We start from the raw sequence: 16,902 nt of genomic DNA, 5'->3' as shown, positions 1-16,902 counted from the left end.
ATGGGCATTGCGAGGTTGCTCTGGCCGAAAGCGGCGGTGCCGTTCGACCGGTATGCAGCCTCAGCAGGGATCCCAGGTAAAGACGTCCTGGCTCCGATCCAGGGGAAAGAACGAGGACCGCAATGCAGGCATCGCGTGGTCCCGAACGCTTTGCGGTGTCCAGTCCTCGGCGGTGTGGACGGACCGGAGTGGCCGGCTCTGGCTGAGAAGAAAAATCTCGTTTCTGCGAACGGAAAAGATCTGGCCGCTCACATCCTCTGCATCGTCTGATGCCAGGAAGACGGCAAGCGGAGCATTTTTTTCCGGCGTCATCTTTTTCAGGTTTTCCACGCGGGCGATCTGGTCCGGTGTTTCGGTCGGAATATTGAGGGTCATGCGGCCCCAGGCGAAGGGCGCGATACAGTTGGAGCGAACATTGTAGCGACGCATGTCGAGCGCGATGGACTTGGACAGCCCGACCACACCCATTTTCGCGGCGGAATAGTTCGCTTGGCCGAGGTTGCCGATTAGCCCTGACGTCGACACCATATGAATGAAGGATCCGCATTCCTGCTCACGGAAGACCTCGGCGGCCGCGCGGCTGACGAAGAACGAACCGTTGAGATGCACGCCGACGACAGCCTGCCACTCTTCAGGAGACATTTTGTGGAACATGGCGTCGCGCAGGATGCCGGCGTTATTGACCACGATGTCGAGGCGGCCATAGGTGTCTTTCGCCAATGCCACCATGCGCTGCGCGGCCTGCCATTCCGAAACCGATTCCGTGCTGATCACCGCCTTGCCGCCGAATGCCTCGATTTCCGCCTTCGTTTCCTCGGCCGGGCTTGCGGAGCCGCCTTGGCCGGATAGCGAGACGCCGATATCGTTGATCACTACTGATGCGCCGGCGCGCGCCATCGCAACCACGATCGCCTTGCCTATCCCGCCGCCAGCGCCTGTCACCAGGGCGACCTTGCCGGTTAGAATTCCTGTCATGTCTTTTGTCCTTTCGCGTCGCTCAGGGAAGGTCGAGGACCGCCTTCGCCAGAATATTCTTTTGAACCTGGGTCGTTCCGCCATAGATCGTCGATGCGCGAGCGTTCAGAAACTGCGTCGGCATCGCCAGGTTGTTGCTGCCGCCGACAGGTTCGAGCCGCGCTCCATCGTCGGCCATTAACTCCAGGCCATATTCGGTGATACGCTGGTAAAGGCTCGTCTGATTGAGCTTCAGGAAGGACACTTCCGCGCCAAGGCGCTCGCCCCGCCGCAACTTGTCGGCAACACGGCCGAAGAATGCCTGGTGGTCCTCGAGTTCCATTTGAAAACCGGCAAACTTATCTAGGAAGGAACTATCATTCAAAACGTCGTAATAGATGCCAAGCCGCCGCAGCTTGCTGAGAGCGTTTGACGCCTGACGGGGCCCGCCCAGGAAGATCCGCTCAAAGCCAAGCAGGTTCTTGGCAATCGTCCAGCCCTGATTGACCTCACCGACTATGTTCTCTTTCGGGACCCTTACATCGTCGAAGAAGACTTCGGAAAATTCGTCATCCAGCTCGAGATTGATGATCGGGCGGATCGTGATTCCGGGTGTATCCAGAGGAATCAGCAGGAAGCTGATACCCTCTTGTTTCTTTCCGGATTTGTCGGTGCGCACGAGGCAGAAGATCCAGTCGGCGTCGCCGGCGAGCGTTGTCCATATTTTCTGGCCATTGACGACCCATACATCGTTGTCGAGAACGGCTTCGGTTCGCAGGGCTGCCAGATCCGAACCGGCGTTCGGCTCGGAATAGCCCTGACACCAAATGTGCTCCCCGGACAGAATTTTCGGCAGGAAGTGGGCCTTTTGCTCCTCGGAGCCGTAATTGATCAGAAGAGGCCCCAGCAGCATCATTCCATGATCGGGTGTGCGGGCGGCGCCGAACTTCTCGAATTCGTCGACATAGATCAGTTGCTTGCCCGGGTTCAGCCCCATGCCGCCGTGCTCACTCGGCCAGTTGGGCGCCAGCCAGCCTGCCCGCGAGAGGGTCATGTACCATGGCTCGGCCTGTTCCCAATGCAATCGCTTCGACGGATGGCGCAGGTTTTCAGGGTGATGTTCTACGAGAAAGCGATTGACCAGGGCCCGAAATGCATCGTCGGGCATACCGTTGTAGTCGTCGCTCTGGAAAGCATCGTATGTCGTGTTCATGCGTCCTCTCCCACGGGCTTCAGCTTTGCGAAATTCGCTCGATGCACGATGGCGCCACCGAAGGCCTCGCTTGCAACCATCGCCTTGCGAAGGCAGAGGCCGATGTCATGTTCGTCGGTGAAGCCGATGCCGCCATGCAACTGGATAGCGTCTCGCGTCACTTTCATGGCGGCCGTCGATGCGCGCGCCTTGGCCCGCGAGATTGCTGCAAAGGCGGCCGGTGTCGCGCCCTCGAGATCCCAACGCAATGCAGCTTCCTCGATGCTGGCGGAGACCACTTCGATCTCAAGCCGCATATCCACCGCCATATGCTGCAGGATCTGGAATTTGCCGATCGTCGCGCCAAACTGGACACGGGTCTTAAGATAAGCGACAGTCAGGTCTGTCGCGGTCCGCATGACGCCGAGGAGATAGGCGGCCGTCGCAAGCGCGGCTTCGGCCAGCGCCGGCGCGGGATCAACGGCAAAGGCGGCGCACGCGGCAGCGGATAACCGGAGCGTGGCAAAACTTCCGCCATCCTGCGTTCCGGTCGATTCGACGCTTACTTCAGGCGTATCGGCCTGGACGAGCCCCGCCTGACCTTGACCGACAACAAGGAATGCGTCGGCGCCGCCTGCCATCGGCACGTAAAGTTTCGTTCCTGTCACCTTGCCGTCCGCGACATCAAGCGGAACAGCAGGTCCCAACGCCCCTCGCGCATCCTGCCAAGCCGGGATCACCAGAGTTTCTCCCGTGAGATGTTTCTCCAGAAGGTCATCCGTCAAAAGGGAAGACGCCAGAACGGCGGGTATGAGTGGCTCCGGGACAAGGCCACGCCCCAACTCCTCTGCAAGAGCTGCGTAGGAGAGAAGCCCAAGTCCCACTCCGTTCTTTTCTTCGGGGAGGCGAAGCGCGGGCCAGCCGAGTTCACACATATCCGACCAGACCTTCCGGTCAAAGCCGGGAGATGTGTAACGCAGCTTGCGAACACGTCCAAAGTCCCCCTGGCTTACGATCCCGCGCGCGCTGTCGCGGATCATTTCCATGGAAGACAGGGTATCGGCGTCGATCATGAACCGTTCCTATTCAAATAAGAGATTGTTCGAAGACGGCATGTCCGCCGTCGATGACGGTGATGTTGCGCGCCTCGATTCGGGCGCGGAAACTGCCGTCGTTCCATATCTCCGTGCGGATCGTCTCTCCCGGATAGACTGGGCTTGAAAATCGCAGACGCATGGAACGCAGGGCATCCGGCCGGTGGTAGCCGAATTTCCGAAGCAGGGCGGCGCAGACGATGCCCATCGTGCAAAGACCATGCAGTATCGGCTGTTTGAACCCCGCCTCGCGCGCCAGTTCGGGATCGCTATGCAGAGGGTTGTAATCGCCGTTCAGCCTGTAAAGCAGGGCCTGATTGGCCGTGGAGGCGAAATCGATTGCCGTATCGGGGAGACCGTCCGGGACCCGGTGCGGCGCAACGGGGTGGCTCGCGACGGATGCGCCACCGAAGCCACCTCCCTCGCGAATGAAGGTGGTGCGGCTTAGCCGTGCAAACGGTCGATCCAGATGCGACAGCAGCGTCTCCGCGACAATAAGTGCTGCCCTGCCTGCACCCTTGTCGATCACATCGACGATACGCGTGCGGCTTTCCACGATGCCTTCGTTCGGTATCGCGCCGATGATTTCGAACGATTGCTCGGAGTGAAGGACCAACTTTGGGTCCACTCCGGATTGCGGATCGGCAAGATAAAACCCGGGATGCGCCATCACCAGCACCATCGCGGGCATGACCTTGGGACCATGCAGCGGGTCCACATACGGCAGCTGATCTGTATCGAGCGCATCCTGCCCCAACCCGACCGAGAGCGCAAAGAGAGCGATATCGCGCGGATCAAGGGTCTGGATGCGATCCGAAATCCGGAAACGCGTCAACTTGTCGATATCGATAGGCATCCTCCCCCCTTTATCTCCCCGTGATTTTCCCGAGGCGCAGCAGCCGCTCCGCCAGCTTCAGCTTTTCGCCGTCCTCAGCCGGCGGATGGAAAGGATGGAGGTCGTTTGTTCCGGATTGCATCGACGCCTTCTTTGGCGTCTGGAGTGAGGAAGCCCAGCATCTCCATCCCCAGAGAGGCGTCGAAGATCGGGCCGGCCATTCTCATCCAATTGTTGAGAGTCTTCTTCGTCGCGGAGATCGCGGGCTGGCTGCCGCGCGCGAGCTTTGAGGCAATCTCCAGCGCCCTGGGCAGGACTTGCTCGCGGGGAAGCGAGAACGTGACGAGGCCGAGCCGCTCGGCTTCCTTACCGTCGAGGAATTCCCCGGTCATCAGGTAATATTTAGCTTTCGCCATGCCGCACAGCAGCGGCCAGATGAGTGCCGCGTGGTCGCCCGCGGAAACGCCCAGCCGCACGTGCCCGTCGGTGATCTTGGCCTCGTCCGCAATAATGCTGATATCCGCGAGAAGGGCGACGGCCAGGCCGGCCCCAACGGCAACCCCGTTGATTGCCGAGATGACTGGCTTGTCGCAGGCGAGCATATTATACACCAGATCGCTGACTTCCTTCATGATCGAAACGACCGCATCCGGGTTTCCGATCAGGCTTTCTACCCACTCAAGATCGCCACCCGCAGAAAAGGCACGGTCGCCGGCGCCGGTCACGACGACGCACTTTGTAGCATCGTCTTCTCCGACGACACCCCAGAGCTTGGACAGCTCGAAATGGAGGCGGGCATTGGTCGCATTCATTGCTTCCGGCCTGTTCAGAACGGCCAGGAGCACACCGTTTTCAAGGCGCTCGAATTTGATGTGCTGGAAGTCTTCATACTGCATTGGCTGCTTCCCTCGGTATCTGATCCGGAAATCCTATTGACGGGGATCAAGAGCCTCTGCTAGGTAAATGAATGTTCATTCTGTGTCAATCGACAGGTATCTGACGATTGGGATTGAGTATCTGATGACTTTTGAGGGAGGCTCTGGTCATGAAAACAAACACACGCCTGCTTTCGCATCGCGCGGGATCGAAATTACCAACCAGCAGCGCCTTGTTTGCCCGCGACACGCGCGGTCAAGGCAGATGAGCGCCATGTCGAGCCAGCCACTGCGATTTGGCTTTCCTGAGAATTCCGGCCTTGCCGAGCCGCATCTCGATCCGCTTCCGCTTCACGACCGCGTCGCCGCGAAAATCCTTGCTTGGCAGGCAGCCGCAGCCCCTGCAAGGCCATTTGTCAATTTCGACGGGAAGTGGATCACCTATGGAGAGGCTGACAAGCGGGCAAACAAGGTTGCCAACGCGCTTTACGCCGCCGGCGTGAGGAAGGGCGACCGCATTGCGATCAACCTGAGGAACCGGCTGGAATACCTAGATGTATGGTTTGCAATTGCGCGTCTCGGAGCCATTCAGGTTCCGATAAACGTCGATTACAAGACCAAGCAGATTGCCCATACGATCAGGCAGTCGCGGATTGATCGTGTCGTGATCGAGGCAAGCCTGCTGCCGGAGATCGAGGCGACCTTCGATGAAATGGGACAGGGGTTGCCTATCGTCCTGCTCGACCATGAAAAGGTCGACGCCTTGCCGGCGAACGCCGTGGCCTACGATGTTATCGTTGCCAGCGCGTCGGACGAAGCTCCGCAAGGATGTTGGGATGTCAGCGGTGCAGACACCGGAACCGTCATGAATACGTCTGGAACGACGGGACCATCAAAAGGGGTTCTTATGCCCCACGCGCAACAGTATATTCTCGGACGGATGATCGCCGCGGATATGCGGCTGAATGCCGATGACGTCTATTACAATTTCTATCCGCTCTTCCATAATACCGCGCAGGCAATGATCGTCATCCCGGTGATGCTCGTCGGTGCCAGAATGGTACTGGTCGAGCGCTTCAGCGCATCCAGATTCTGGTCGGACGTCAAGACGCATGGCTGCACCGCATTTTACTATATTGGCGAAATCGTCAGAATTCTGTTGAAATCGACGAATGCCGAAGACGCTCGGGGATCGGCACTCCGCACCGGCTGGGGTGTAGGAGCTTCGGCACGGGATTTTGCCGATTTCCAGACGCGGTTCGGCGTTGAGTTTGGTGCAGGCTACGGGTCTACCGAAGCGAACGTGCCCTGCTATCTACCGCGCGGCTCGCACAAGACCGGCAGCGCTGGGTGCGTAGCACCCGGATTTGAAGTCCGCATTGCCAATGCGGATGGTGAGCAATTGCCGAGCAATGCGGTGGGCGAAATATTGGTTCGGTCGACCGAGCCATGCGCCTTGATGGCCGGCTACGACGGGGACCCGGCGGCAACCGTGGCGGCGTGGAAAGATCTGTGGTTCCATACCGGCGATGCCGGTCTGTTCGATGACGAAGGCTATCTGTTCTTCAGCGGTCGCCTGAAGGATTCGGTTCGGGTCAAAGGCGAGAATGTATCCGCTTTCGAAGTCGAATCCGTTGTCCTGGAGGAGCCTGCCGTACTCGAGGTCGCCGCGATTGCGGTGCCCGGAGAGCTGGGCGGAGACGATCTGAAAATCGTCGTTGTCTTGCGCCCCGACGCTGCGTTGAGCCCGGATGCTTTGGTCGAGCGTGCAAGGTGCCATTTACCCGCATTCGCCATTCCGCGCTATGTCGAGTTCGTCGAGCAACTTCCCAAGACGCCGACCAACAAGATCATGAAACACGAATTGCGCAAGGTCCCGTTTTCGGACGCGACATGGGATCGACTGGCTCAGCCAAGGGCCAAAGTCACATCATAAGCCGGCATCACCGGGGCGTATCCCGGTAGCCGTGATCTATTCGCGAGAGCCGCCGAGAATTTCTGATCTGGCTCTGGACCACACTTCAGCCGACTCAAAGGAAAAAAAATGTCTGATGATTTGAATGGCAAGGTTGTTCTGCTTTGCGGCGCGTCCGGGGATATCGGACAGGCCGCCGCTACCATGCTTCTGGAGCGGGGTGCATCCGTCGGTCTTCATTATCGAACCGGCGCAGAGAGCCTGCAGAAAATTGTCACCCAATACGGTAAAGAACGAGCGATCCTGCTGAAGGGCGACCTCACCCGGTCGGAGGATATCTCCCGTATTGTTGCAGGCACCGTGGAGCGTTTCGGCAAGCTCGACGCATTCATGACGACCATTGGTACCAAGCTTCGTATTCGTCCCTTTCTGGACACGCCCGAAGAGTCGGTCGACATCACCATCGCTATCGAGTTGCGCAGCGTGATCGACGCTGTTCGGGCAGTCCTGCCTGAGCTCATCAAGAACGGCGGCGGCCGCATAGTCATCATCGGCTCCGATTCGGGCAAAGTCGGGACTAGCGGCGAGTCCGTGTCGGCTGCCTGCCGCGGCGGCGCCATCGCCTTCATAAAGTCGATCGCACGTGAATATGCGCGACATAAGGTTCTCGCCAATGTCGTTTGCCCTGGCCCCACGGATACGGGCCTGTGGGAGGATCTGGTGAACAATGACGAGTTTGGCAGTAAGATCGGCAACGCTATGATCAAGGCCATTCCTTTGCGCAGGCTGGGCCGGCCAGAGGAAGTCGCCGGAACCGCCGTCTTTCTGGTGTCGCCGCATGCTTCCTACATTACCGGGCAGGCGATCAGTGTCAGCGGGGGGCTGACCATGAGCTAACCACCGACGATCGACAACCGACGTCCTCCCGAGCCATCCGGCCACGGCAAGACGTCAGAAGCGTCTCTAAAACAATCCTTTCGTCAAGGATGACGGATGCATCCGATGCCGGCTTGTTGGCTTGGCAATCCCAATTTTGAAGAGGAGTCCGAGGTTGAAAGTCGGTATAGTAGGGGTCGGCCTTATTCCCTGGAAGGTAAGATACGCCGACAAGACATATTCCGAACTGGCGCTCGACGTCACCAAAGCTGCTCTCGCGGATGCGCGGATTTCGGCGGATGATGTCGATCACGTCGTGTGGGGTCTTTCCGATCTTATGGTCGCCTGGGTGCGGCAGTGCTGCCCCAGCACGACCATGCAGGATTATATCGGAATGGCGGGCAAGTCCTGTGTCCATGTCACCGCAGGTGCCGTAACCGGCGCAACTGCGGTTCGCCAAGGCATGATCGAAATCATGTCGGGCATGTCCGATGTGACCCTCGTCGTCGGATCGGGCAAAGGCATGGATTTGTGGGATCCGGTGCTCTCCAAACGCTCCTCAGCGTTTCTCAAGGCCATCATGCTGGATCTCGATACCAATTGGGAAGTTCCGGTAGAGCCGCTTGCGGCGGCAAACTTCGGCTTTGCCGTCCAAGCCCATATCGACCGGTATGGGGCGCCCACGGAATCGCAAATGGCCAAGGTCTCCGTCAAGAACCATGGAAACGCACTGACTAATCCGCTCGCGCAAAGTGGTATGGCGCTTACAGTCGATGACGTCATGAATTCCAGGAGGATTGCCGGACCAATCAAGATGTTTGATTGCTGCCTCTACAGCGAGGGCGCCGCTGCGCTTATTCTGGCGTCTGAAGAGAGGGCACGCGAAATCTGCGACAATCCGATCTGGATCGAAGGCGTCGGCTCTTCCAATATACGAAGCTACATGCCCGACTTTGACAGCCTTGGTAGGCTCCTTTGCCAGCAGCAGTCGGCAGAGCGCGCCTACAGGATGGCCGGCATCACCAATCCTCGCGAGCAGCTCGATTTTATCGAGACCCACGATCTCCTAACCGGTGTCGAGCTGATGAGTTACGCAGAGCTCGGATTATGCGAGCCCGGTCAGGGCGGCAGACTGATCGATGAAGGCTTCACAGAGCGAACGGGACCGCTTCCGGTCAATCCATCCGGCGGCATGATCGGTTGTGGCCATGTGGCGGGATGTTCAGGCATTTCACGCGTCGGCGAAGTTGTCCAGCAGTTGCGCGGACAGGCCGGCGGCACCCAGGTGCCAATCAACAAGGGGCGTGCCTTGTTCTCGGCAGTTGGCGGCCCAGGAATTTCGCAAAGTTGCACAGTTGTATTGGGGACGTCATGAGCAGTACCGAAATTTTCGAGGTCGAGATCGAGGATGTCTATACCTACCGTATGAGTTACGGCGGGCAATCACCTTATTTCCATGGCCTTCAGAGACGGGAGTTGATCGCAAGCCGTTGCGCTGGCTGCGGTTTTTGCTGGCTGCCGTTGAGGCCACTCTGCTCGAGATGCTATTCGAAAGCAGATGAGGTCTTGCTGAGCGGTAAGGGCGAGATCCTCACGGCCATCATTCTGCCGACGGCGCCGAAGCATCTAGCGCATCTGGGTGGTGTCGTTGCCACAGCCCTCATCAAGGCCGACGGCGCCGATACCTGCATAAAGGCCTTTGTGGTGGGCAAAACGGGCGATTTCAGGAGAGAGACACGCGTCACGGCGGAATTTCTTCCCCAGATCAAAACCATCGGCGATTTCTACTTCGTCCCGGACTAGGATTATCCGCGCAGCATCCAATACGAAAATGCCTCCGCAGTGCCGGAGGCAGTTTCGTATGAGATCCCGGTTATCCCGTCATCGCTGTGGTACTGCGGACTGAACGATGGTTTCAAACGGGCGGTAACGTGAGGCTATTGGTTCCGGTGCACATCTATGCCTTCAGCCATGCGGGGAGAACGCGTCTCCCGGAAAGGCGCAATTGCCTCTCCCCGGTTTCATCGGTTCACGTCCTCGACGAACGATTAGGCCTGATCGAGCCTGATCGTCAGCTTTTCCGCATCTGCACGCTAATGGGTTCGAAAATCCTTGCGCCGGCACCGATAATGTTGCGGGCCTCTTCGGCAATGCTGGCGTCCACGACGGCAATTCCCCTCGAGGGCACGAGATCGCCCAGTCCGGCCGACCTTAGCCAATGGATCGGGACATTTTTTATCGGAAGAGGTTCGACATCAACGACCAGCAGACGATCTGTCAGCTTCAGCTCCTCGAGACGGTCGAGACCTGAGAAGATCGTACGTCTCCAGTTCGTGATGTAGTCCTGCCACTGCAGGAACGAGCCGCCGCCAGCGCCCTTGTAGGAGGCCCCCGCAAGCAGTTCGGCCGACTGGACCTCGTGAATGGCGATATAGGGAGCGCCGGACGGCGATGTATCGCAAAAGCGCTGTGAACGGCGAAACCCGGGAACGTCATTGAGAAGCGAAGCAAGTTTTGGGCCGCTGTAGAAGGCGTTCCAATCTGCTTCCAATGCCGGCTCCGAAAAACCGCATTCTACCATATAGAGCATCACTGTACCTCAAACACTGATCTAACCTGACCCTGATGGCCTGGTCACGGACAAAAGAGCGCCGAGAAATCGCGTTAGACACTGCCAATCGTTCGGCGAAATTAGATAGATATGCAAAATGAATGAACAGTCAACTATCTGCTTGAGGGACGGTGCAAGTCGTGTATCATTCGGGTGGTGACATGTCTGCGGGATGAGTGCGCCCACGATGTCACGCGTCCGGGCGGTATGATTGATCGGCTCGCTCTATTACGAAATGCGCATGAATGGGAGGTTTTCAGATGTCTCAACCGCTTGGAATGCTTCTGGCGATGATGCAGGCGCCAGACAGCATGGAGGAAGAGTTTCAGGACTGGTACGACACGGAGCATATTCCCGAGCGCGCCGGATGCGAAGGTTTCCTGTCGGCCTTGCGCTTCGTCTGCCTCGATGGATTTCCGCGTTATGTGGCCGTCTACGACCTACAGCATCACGGGGTTCTTCAGGAGCCTGGCTACAAGGCCATTTCAGGAAGCAATTTCAGCCCCTGGTCGAAACGCATACTGCAGCGGGTCCATGGGCAGAGAAGGCATGAAGGACCGCAGATTTATCCGGGAAATGCGTCCTATGGCGAGAAAGGAAACGCTGCGCGAATGGGGCTTTTGCGCCTCGCCGGCATGACTTCAGAGGACGAGCAGGATGCCATTGCCTTGATGAAAAAGGCATTCGAGCAGCGCGATGATGTGCTCCAGCTGCGTATGTGGAGATCGAATTACCATGGGGAGTCCTGTCTTCTGGCCATGATTGAAGCCTCTGCCGGATTTACGTTTGATGTCGTGGACATGAGCATGCTTGGGGTCTATCGGAAGCGGGTGGACCTCATCAATCTGTATTCGCCCTACTGGCGCCGAGGTGTGTTGACGGGCGTATTTTCGTAATCGGGCGCATGAGATCGTGACAATCGCGCAGGATGCGGCGCGGCAGAAGTGCGATGCAAAGCCGCATTTTAGGATTGCGGTTTTAGCGCGCAGTGTGGATGGGTGCGGCGGCCGAGGACCGCTCACGGCGAAAGGTTTCGGCCCCCTGCGACGCAGGCTTCTGAACTCCGGTTCCCAAGCCGAGGCAAACATCGTCAAGTTGATATCTTGTGCGGCAGCTCCGCACTGTTGAGTTGAAAGGGAGGGAGGCTCCATGGATATGTCCGGCGTCAACGTGACCAGGGAACTGGTTCATTTCGCCGTCCAGCAGAGCTGGCAAGATTTGCCTGAGCCGGTTCGGGCTCACGCTTTGGGGGGCGTCGTTAACATCCTCGGATGCATGCTTGGCGGTGGTATGCTACCGGAAGTCCGGCAGTTGGACGATACGCTCGGCATGTATTCCGGCCCCCAAACTGCTGTCGTTGCCGGAACACCGTACAATCGGGATCCACTTCATGCCTGCCTTCTCAACGCGGTCAGCGCCAATGTCAGGACATTCGACGACACCCATACCGATGCCGTCATTCATCCGAGCGGGTCGATTGCGGCCGCCGTTATGTCGGCAAGCCAGATCCAGCCGGTAAGCGGTTCGGGATTTGTGCTGGCATACGCCTTGGGTATCGAGGTCGCCTGCCGCCTGAGCCTTGCGATATCGGTGGCCGGCGAGAGTTTCGTCGGCTGGTCGCAAACCGGCATCTGTAACGCCATAGGTGCGGCGGTAGCGTCAGCCAAGATTTTTAACCTGGATGGCGAAGGCATGCATGCAGCCATAACCGTTGCCAACGCGCAGGCGGCTGGCCTGCGGGGAGTGCAGGGAACGGCCGTGTCTTCGCTCATGATGGGACATGCCGGGCAGGTGGGTCTTCGCGCCGCGCTTCTTGCGCGGGGCGGCATCAAGGGGCGTTCCGACAGCCTGGAAACGCCTTACGGCTTCCTTGCCGCGTTCTCGCAAAACTGGTCCGTGGAAGCGCTGACAGGAGGCTTGGGAAAGCGATACGAAATCCTTCGCAACCTGTTCAAGCCATATCCATGCGGCATCGTCATTCACGCCGTCATCGACGCGTGTCTTGCACTGAAACGCGAACATGGCGTCGATAGCGAGGATATCGTTGCGATCGATATGCAGGTCAATCGGATGGTACTGGTACTCACCGACCGTCGACATCCCGAGACGCCGCTGACGGCGCAGGTCAGCACCTACCATTGGGCGGCCGTTTGCCTGAAGATCGGTCTGGCGAACCTCGCGACGGTCAGGCAGGATCTGCTCAATGATCCCGAGATCCGACGGCTGCGCGATGTGACAACGCTGCATCTCGATGACGCTATGCCTGTCGAAGGTGTAACCGTAACGTTGCGTCTGCGCGACGGCCGACAGCTCTCAAAAACGATCGAGGCTGCCGTGGGCAGTGCAAGCAATCCGATGTCGGCGTCCGCGATAAAAGAAAAGTTTCTATCGCAGGCCGTCATGGCAAAGGGTGATGCAGCGGCGGCATCGCTTTATGACATGCTGAACCAGCTGACACAGGCGGATGATATCGCTTCGATTCTCGCACAGCTTAAACAGGAATGACGCTGGCAGCGCGTCGATGGTTCTCAGCCTCTTCGCTGCGAGGTTGGAGCAGATCAAATCCGGTCTCTTCAGGTAACCGTATAAAACAAAGGGTCGTCATGTCTGAAAAATTCGAGGGTGTCCCTCATTATCCGACGGTTCGTTTCCTAGTTAGATGGGGAGGCGCTGTCACTGTCATCCTGACAGGCGCGCCTGTTCTGGCAGGCCTGCTCGTGCTGATTGCAGATGGCGGGTGGCTATGGCTCGCCGCTGCCGTCATTCTGGCGCCGGTGATCTTCCTGATCCTCTCGAGCTATATGGAGTTGATCCGAATCATCGGCGATACTCTGCTGCCGCGTTGAGTTCCGTGACGATGGATATGATGCAGACGGATGTGATCGTCATGGGGGGTGGTATCGCCGGCCTGACAGCTGCGCTTCGCTCGACGCAGCTGGGAAGTCGTGCGATCGTTCTGGAGAAGGGACGCGAACCAGCCTATCCCTGCAATTCGAGATACACGGGTGGTGCGATGCATGTGTGCTACCGTGATCCGACGTCTGCACCTTCGGTGCTGCGCGCGGCCATCGACGCTGCAACCGTCGGCACAGCGCGACCTGATCTGGCCGATGCGATGGCGAACAATGCGGCGCGCGTGATCGACTGGCTTCGCGCCCGCGGGGCGATCTTCGTCAAGGGCGGCGCTGAGGAATACAAGCGTTGGGTTCTGACACCGATGCGCCCGCAAAGTCGCGGGCTGTACTGGAAAGGCCGCGGTGGAGACGTGATGCTTCGCGCCCTTGAGGCCGCACTGACAGCCAATGGCGGCGAGCTTCGCCGCGGTGCGCGCGTGGCGGATATTGAGAAAAGGGGCGAAGGGTGGGTCGTCCGCGCCGAAGACGATGCATGTTTCTTTGCGAAGGCCGTGGTCATCGCCGATGGGGGATTTCAAGCCAATCCCGATCTCACCCGGGGTAATATCTCGCCGCATCCCGAAGCCTTGCTTCAGCGAGGAGCTGCGACAGGTGCAGGAGACGGGTTGACGCTCGCCCTGCGACTGGGGGCGCAGACCGTGGGTCTCGACCGCTTCTACGGACACATCATGCTGGCGGATGCGATTGGACGCGACGACCTCTGGCCCTATCCATGGATGGATCCGATCGCGTCGGCCGGCGTCGTCGTTGGCAAGGATGGACGGCGGTTCGTCGATGAAGGAAAGGGCGGCATCCATATCGCCAATGTGGTCGCCCGCATGGCCGACCCACTCTCGGCATGGGCCATCTTCGACACGGCGATCTGGCAGGGGGCGGGGGCTGTCGGAATGATCCCTCCCAATCCCAATATTCCGCTCGCTGGAGTGAAAATTCCGCAGTCCGCTACGCTAGCTGCGCTCGCCAGTCAAATCGGCATTGATGCGCAAACCCTGCAAGCAACGGTGGATGCCTACAATTTGGCCTTGTTAGACGGGCGCGCGGGCGAACTCGATCCCCCCAGGAAGACCGATGCGCCGATCGCCATGCCCATTCGACAGGCACCGTTCAGGGCTGCCCGTCTCGTTGCCGGGATCACCTACACAATGGGAGGAATAGCGATCGACGGACATGCCCGCGTTGTCGGGAAAGGTGGGCAGACGATCAATGGGCTCTATGCCGCCGGCACCGCGGCGGGCGGACTGGAAGGCGGACCAAACGGGGGGTATGTGGGCGGCCTTATGAAGTCGGTCATGACGGGGTTGGTCGCGGCCGAGCATGCCGCAACCGAAAGGATCGCGTCATAGGTTCACGACCGTTGGCTATCTGGCAGAAGGGAAATCGGTCACCCGGCTAAACCTTATCCTGCCGATTAGTAAATGGTCCTGCACACACGTGCGATCGCTCGACGCCGATCTGCCGGCGCGGACGGCAGATTGTCACGACGCTTTGCCTTTTATGCCCCCGAAGCGGTCCCTGAAGCAATGAATTGACCTGGAACCCGTCGGCCGAATGGTCATATCATCTGGATGCCGCAGGGGGCCTCTTTACAAACTCTGCGAGGCGCCGGCCTGTTGCACCCATGTTCTAATCCACGCAAGTCTGACACCGTCCGGTGCAATGGCGCCATGCGGGCAGCTCAGACCGCTGCCGGCGCGCCAGCGAGATGCGTGCTCGCGTTCACGCCCTTTTTAGTCAGCAGCGACGATAGCAGGAATTTCGTATTGGATTCGATATACTTGTCGATCGTGGTGATCCGCGAAAGTCTCCAGTATTTCAGAGCCCAGGCGTGAGCTGTCATGATCGTGTGATAGACGAACAGATCGACATCGACATCGACGAAATAACCGTCTCGGATTCCTTCGCGGATAACCTCGGCGATGATCTCATTCGTCTGCAGCTCCATGTTCTTTATGAAATTCTTGTGCTCCTGCGTCAGAGAATGCGTCTCCCGGTAGGTGAGAATACTCGCGTCGCGATTGATGTCGATGACCCGGCAGTATGCTTCGAAACAGGCCTGATATTTCAGAACCGGGTTTGCCTCATGCTCCGAGGCTTTTGGCAGCCCATCTTTCAATGTGAAAACGATGAGCTGAAGTGCAAGGAAGAGGACCTCTTCCTTATCGCTCACATATTGATAGATCAGGCCGGGACTTACGCCTGCGACCTTGGCAATCTCCTTGATCGTTGCCGGATAGTATCCTTTCTCACAGAACACCTGGATTGCGCTGCGCACAAACTGACCTCGGCGCGTGCGCACCAGTTTGGGATCTTCAACCTGTGAGGTTACTAGTTCCAAGGTCTTGGGGTCCTCGAGCCATCCGGCATCAAAATCCTCGACCTTCTTATCCGTAGGAGACCTTCGGCCTACCATGCTATCCCTCTCCGTAAACTGGGCTTTTGAAGCCTGAATGATCAAGCAATCATATTGTTACACAGTTTCGATCTTTATGAAAGGCAACGCATTGCCGAAACGGCAGTCATGTCCGATGCTGCGCACCCGCTGATGCGGACGACGGTTGACGTTAAGGTATGGCGGCGACCGCTACGTGCAAGGCGCGTTGCTGCTGTCATCCGGCAATCAGGATGAGGCGAGATCGCCTGTTGCTTTCGGAAGTGGAAATGAGGATGGAAATTCGACAATTGCGTACCCTGGTTCATGTCGCTGAACTCGGAAGCATTACGACAGCGGCAGAACGCCTGCATATTGCCCAGCCTGCCCTGACAAGACAGATACAGGCACTCGAAGGCGAATTGGGGATACGGATATTCCATCGCCATGGGAGAGGGGTTCAGCTTACCGCACAGGGAGAGGCGCTCTTTACCCGTGCCAAGATCATCCTGCGCGAGCTGGAACAGGCGCGTGCGGAAATCGAGGCTGACAAGGCCTTGTTGCGGGGCCATGTCACCTTTGGAATGCCCCCAACCGTCAGCGATGTCCTTTCGGCCAGACTTGTCGAGAAGTTTGCGAGAAATCATCCCCATGTCAGGCTCAGAGTGGTCTCCGGCTACAGCGGACATATCGTTGACTGGCTACATAAGGGCACGATCGATGTCGGGATAATCTATGACACCAAACTCTCGCAAACCATCGTTTCGAAGCCGCTTCTCGTGGAGAAGCTGTTTCTTGTTCAACCGGCGGCGACCAGGCCTCGGGCCGACAATGCCACGCTCGCCGAGGCGATCGCCCTGCCTCTCGTACTTCCCAGCCAACAGCATGGACTAAGAATCCTGCTGGACGAGGTGGCCGCTGGGCATGGTTACGCCTTTAGCCCGATCGTCGAAGCAGACTCGCTGCCCGTCCAGATCGATCTCGTATGTCGCGGAATAGGATCCACGATCCTGCCTTACCTACCGGTCTTTCGGCTCGTCGAGTCCGGACAGTTGCGCGCACGTGCGCTGTCTTCGCCCCTGATTACCAGGCAGCTCCTTCTTGCCCATACGGTCGACCGACCAATGTCCGCGGCCGTTCGGAAGTTCTCGGAGCAGATTACCGAGGAGATCGGCAGTCTCGTCGCCGATGGACATTGGTTGGGGGTGCTAAACTGACATCAGAAATGCCCGATCGGCATTTCTGAAATTGCCATAAGGTTTTTCTC

General features: G+C 58.3%; 16 protein-coding genes. 9 read left to right on the top strand and 7 right to left on the bottom strand.

From position 1 onward, the window contains the following. Window positions 1-60: 60 nt before the first annotated feature. From AC0JZ4_RS24575 to AC0JZ4_RS24555, 5 genes are all read right to left on the bottom strand, one after another. Window positions 61-975, bottom strand: a complete 915-nt coding sequence (locus AC0JZ4_RS24575) for an SDR family NAD(P)-dependent oxidoreductase (protein ID WP_471889145.1) — start codon at window positions 973-975, stop codon at window positions 61-63. A gap of 22 nt (window positions 976-997) precedes the next feature. Beyond that, complete coding sequence (locus AC0JZ4_RS24570) at window positions 998-2,167, bottom strand: acyl-CoA dehydrogenase family protein (protein WP_471889144.1); 1,170 nt, start codon at window positions 2,165-2,167, stop codon at window positions 998-1,000. Next, on the bottom strand, window positions 2,164-3,219 hold the full coding sequence (locus tag AC0JZ4_RS24565; RefSeq protein WP_471889143.1) for an acyl-CoA dehydrogenase family protein: 1,056 nt from the start codon (window positions 3,217-3,219) through the stop codon (window positions 2,164-2,166). The genes AC0JZ4_RS24570 and AC0JZ4_RS24565 overlap by 4 nt, the downstream gene beginning before the upstream one ends. Window positions 3,220-3,232: 13 nt before the next feature. Next, entirely contained in the window at window positions 3,233-4,096 is an 864-nt protein-coding gene (locus AC0JZ4_RS24560; protein ID WP_471889142.1) for a MaoC/PaaZ C-terminal domain-containing protein, read from the bottom strand. A gap of 74 nt (window positions 4,097-4,170) precedes the next feature. Then, complete coding sequence (locus AC0JZ4_RS24555; protein ID WP_471889141.1) at window positions 4,171-4,971, bottom strand: enoyl-CoA hydratase/isomerase family protein; 801 nt, start codon at window positions 4,969-4,971, stop codon at window positions 4,171-4,173. Between the two features lie 67 nt (window positions 4,972-5,038). Here AC0JZ4_RS24555 and AC0JZ4_RS24550 point away from each other — a divergent pair, with 67 nt between their 5' ends. From AC0JZ4_RS24550 to AC0JZ4_RS24535, 4 genes are all read left to right on the top strand, one after another. Further along, entirely contained in the window at window positions 5,039-6,886 is a 1,848-nt protein-coding gene (locus AC0JZ4_RS24550) for an AMP-binding protein (protein WP_471889140.1), read from the top strand. 108 nt (window positions 6,887-6,994) lie between these two features. Next, the gene (locus AC0JZ4_RS24545; RefSeq protein ID WP_471889139.1) at window positions 6,995-7,762 is read left to right on the top strand and encodes an SDR family NAD(P)-dependent oxidoreductase; all 768 of its coding nucleotides are present in this window, start codon (window positions 6,995-6,997) and stop codon (window positions 7,760-7,762) included. A 121-nt stretch (window positions 7,763-7,883) separates the two neighbouring features. Then, the gene (locus AC0JZ4_RS24540; RefSeq protein WP_471889138.1) at window positions 7,884-9,116 is read left to right on the top strand and encodes a thiolase family protein; all 1,233 of its coding nucleotides are present in this window, start codon (window positions 7,884-7,886) and stop codon (window positions 9,114-9,116) included. After that, window positions 9,113-9,544, top strand: coding sequence for a Zn-ribbon domain-containing OB-fold protein (locus tag AC0JZ4_RS24535; protein ID WP_471889137.1), 432 nt, complete (start codon window positions 9,113-9,115; stop codon window positions 9,542-9,544). The genes AC0JZ4_RS24540 and AC0JZ4_RS24535 overlap by 4 nt, the downstream gene beginning before the upstream one ends. Window positions 9,545-9,812: 268 nt before the next feature. On the opposite strand, the gene AC0JZ4_RS24530 is transcribed toward AC0JZ4_RS24535, so the two are convergent. After that, window positions 9,813-10,331 carry a hypothetical protein gene (locus AC0JZ4_RS24530; RefSeq protein ID WP_471889136.1) on the bottom strand — a complete coding sequence of 173 codons (519 nt, stop codon included), beginning with the start codon at window positions 10,329-10,331 and terminating at the stop codon, window positions 9,813-9,815. 281 nt (window positions 10,332-10,612) lie between these two features. On the opposite strand from AC0JZ4_RS24530, the gene AC0JZ4_RS24525 reads away from it, so the two are divergent. The 4 genes from AC0JZ4_RS24525 to AC0JZ4_RS24510 all read left to right on the top strand — a co-directional run bounded on the left by AC0JZ4_RS24525 (window position 10,613) and on the right by AC0JZ4_RS24510 (window position 14,610). Then, complete coding sequence (locus AC0JZ4_RS24525; RefSeq protein ID WP_471889135.1) at window positions 10,613-11,248, top strand: hypothetical protein; 636 nt, start codon at window positions 10,613-10,615, stop codon at window positions 11,246-11,248. A gap of 253 nt (window positions 11,249-11,501) precedes the next feature. Next, entirely contained in the window at window positions 11,502-12,857 is a 1,356-nt protein-coding gene (locus tag AC0JZ4_RS24520; RefSeq protein WP_471889134.1) for an MmgE/PrpD family protein, read from the top strand. A gap of 98 nt (window positions 12,858-12,955) precedes the next feature. Then, window positions 12,956-13,198 carry a hypothetical protein gene (locus AC0JZ4_RS24515; RefSeq protein WP_471889133.1) on the top strand — a complete coding sequence of 81 codons (243 nt, stop codon included), beginning with the start codon at window positions 12,956-12,958 and terminating at the stop codon, window positions 13,196-13,198. An 11-nt stretch (window positions 13,199-13,209) separates the two neighbouring features. Continuing rightward, window positions 13,210-14,610 carry an FAD-dependent oxidoreductase gene (locus AC0JZ4_RS24510; protein WP_471889132.1) on the top strand — a complete coding sequence of 467 codons (1,401 nt, stop codon included), beginning with the start codon at window positions 13,210-13,212 and terminating at the stop codon, window positions 14,608-14,610. Between the two features lie 332 nt (window positions 14,611-14,942). Here AC0JZ4_RS24510 and AC0JZ4_RS24505 read toward each other — a convergent pair whose 3' ends face one another. After that, window positions 14,943-15,602, bottom strand: a complete 660-nt coding sequence (locus AC0JZ4_RS24505) for a TetR/AcrR family transcriptional regulator (protein WP_471889131.1) — start codon at window positions 15,600-15,602, stop codon at window positions 14,943-14,945. Window positions 15,603-15,907: 305 nt separating this feature from the next. Here AC0JZ4_RS24505 and AC0JZ4_RS24500 point away from each other — a divergent pair, with 305 nt between their 5' ends. Beyond that, on the top strand, window positions 15,908-16,852 hold the full coding sequence (locus AC0JZ4_RS24500; RefSeq protein WP_471889130.1) for a LysR family transcriptional regulator: 945 nt from the start codon (window positions 15,908-15,910) through the stop codon (window positions 16,850-16,852). Window positions 16,853-16,902: the final 50 nt, after the last annotated feature.

The organism is [Rhizobium] kunmingense, from assembly GCF_977018605.1.
This window is presented reverse-complemented; position numbering and strand designations above follow the sequence as displayed.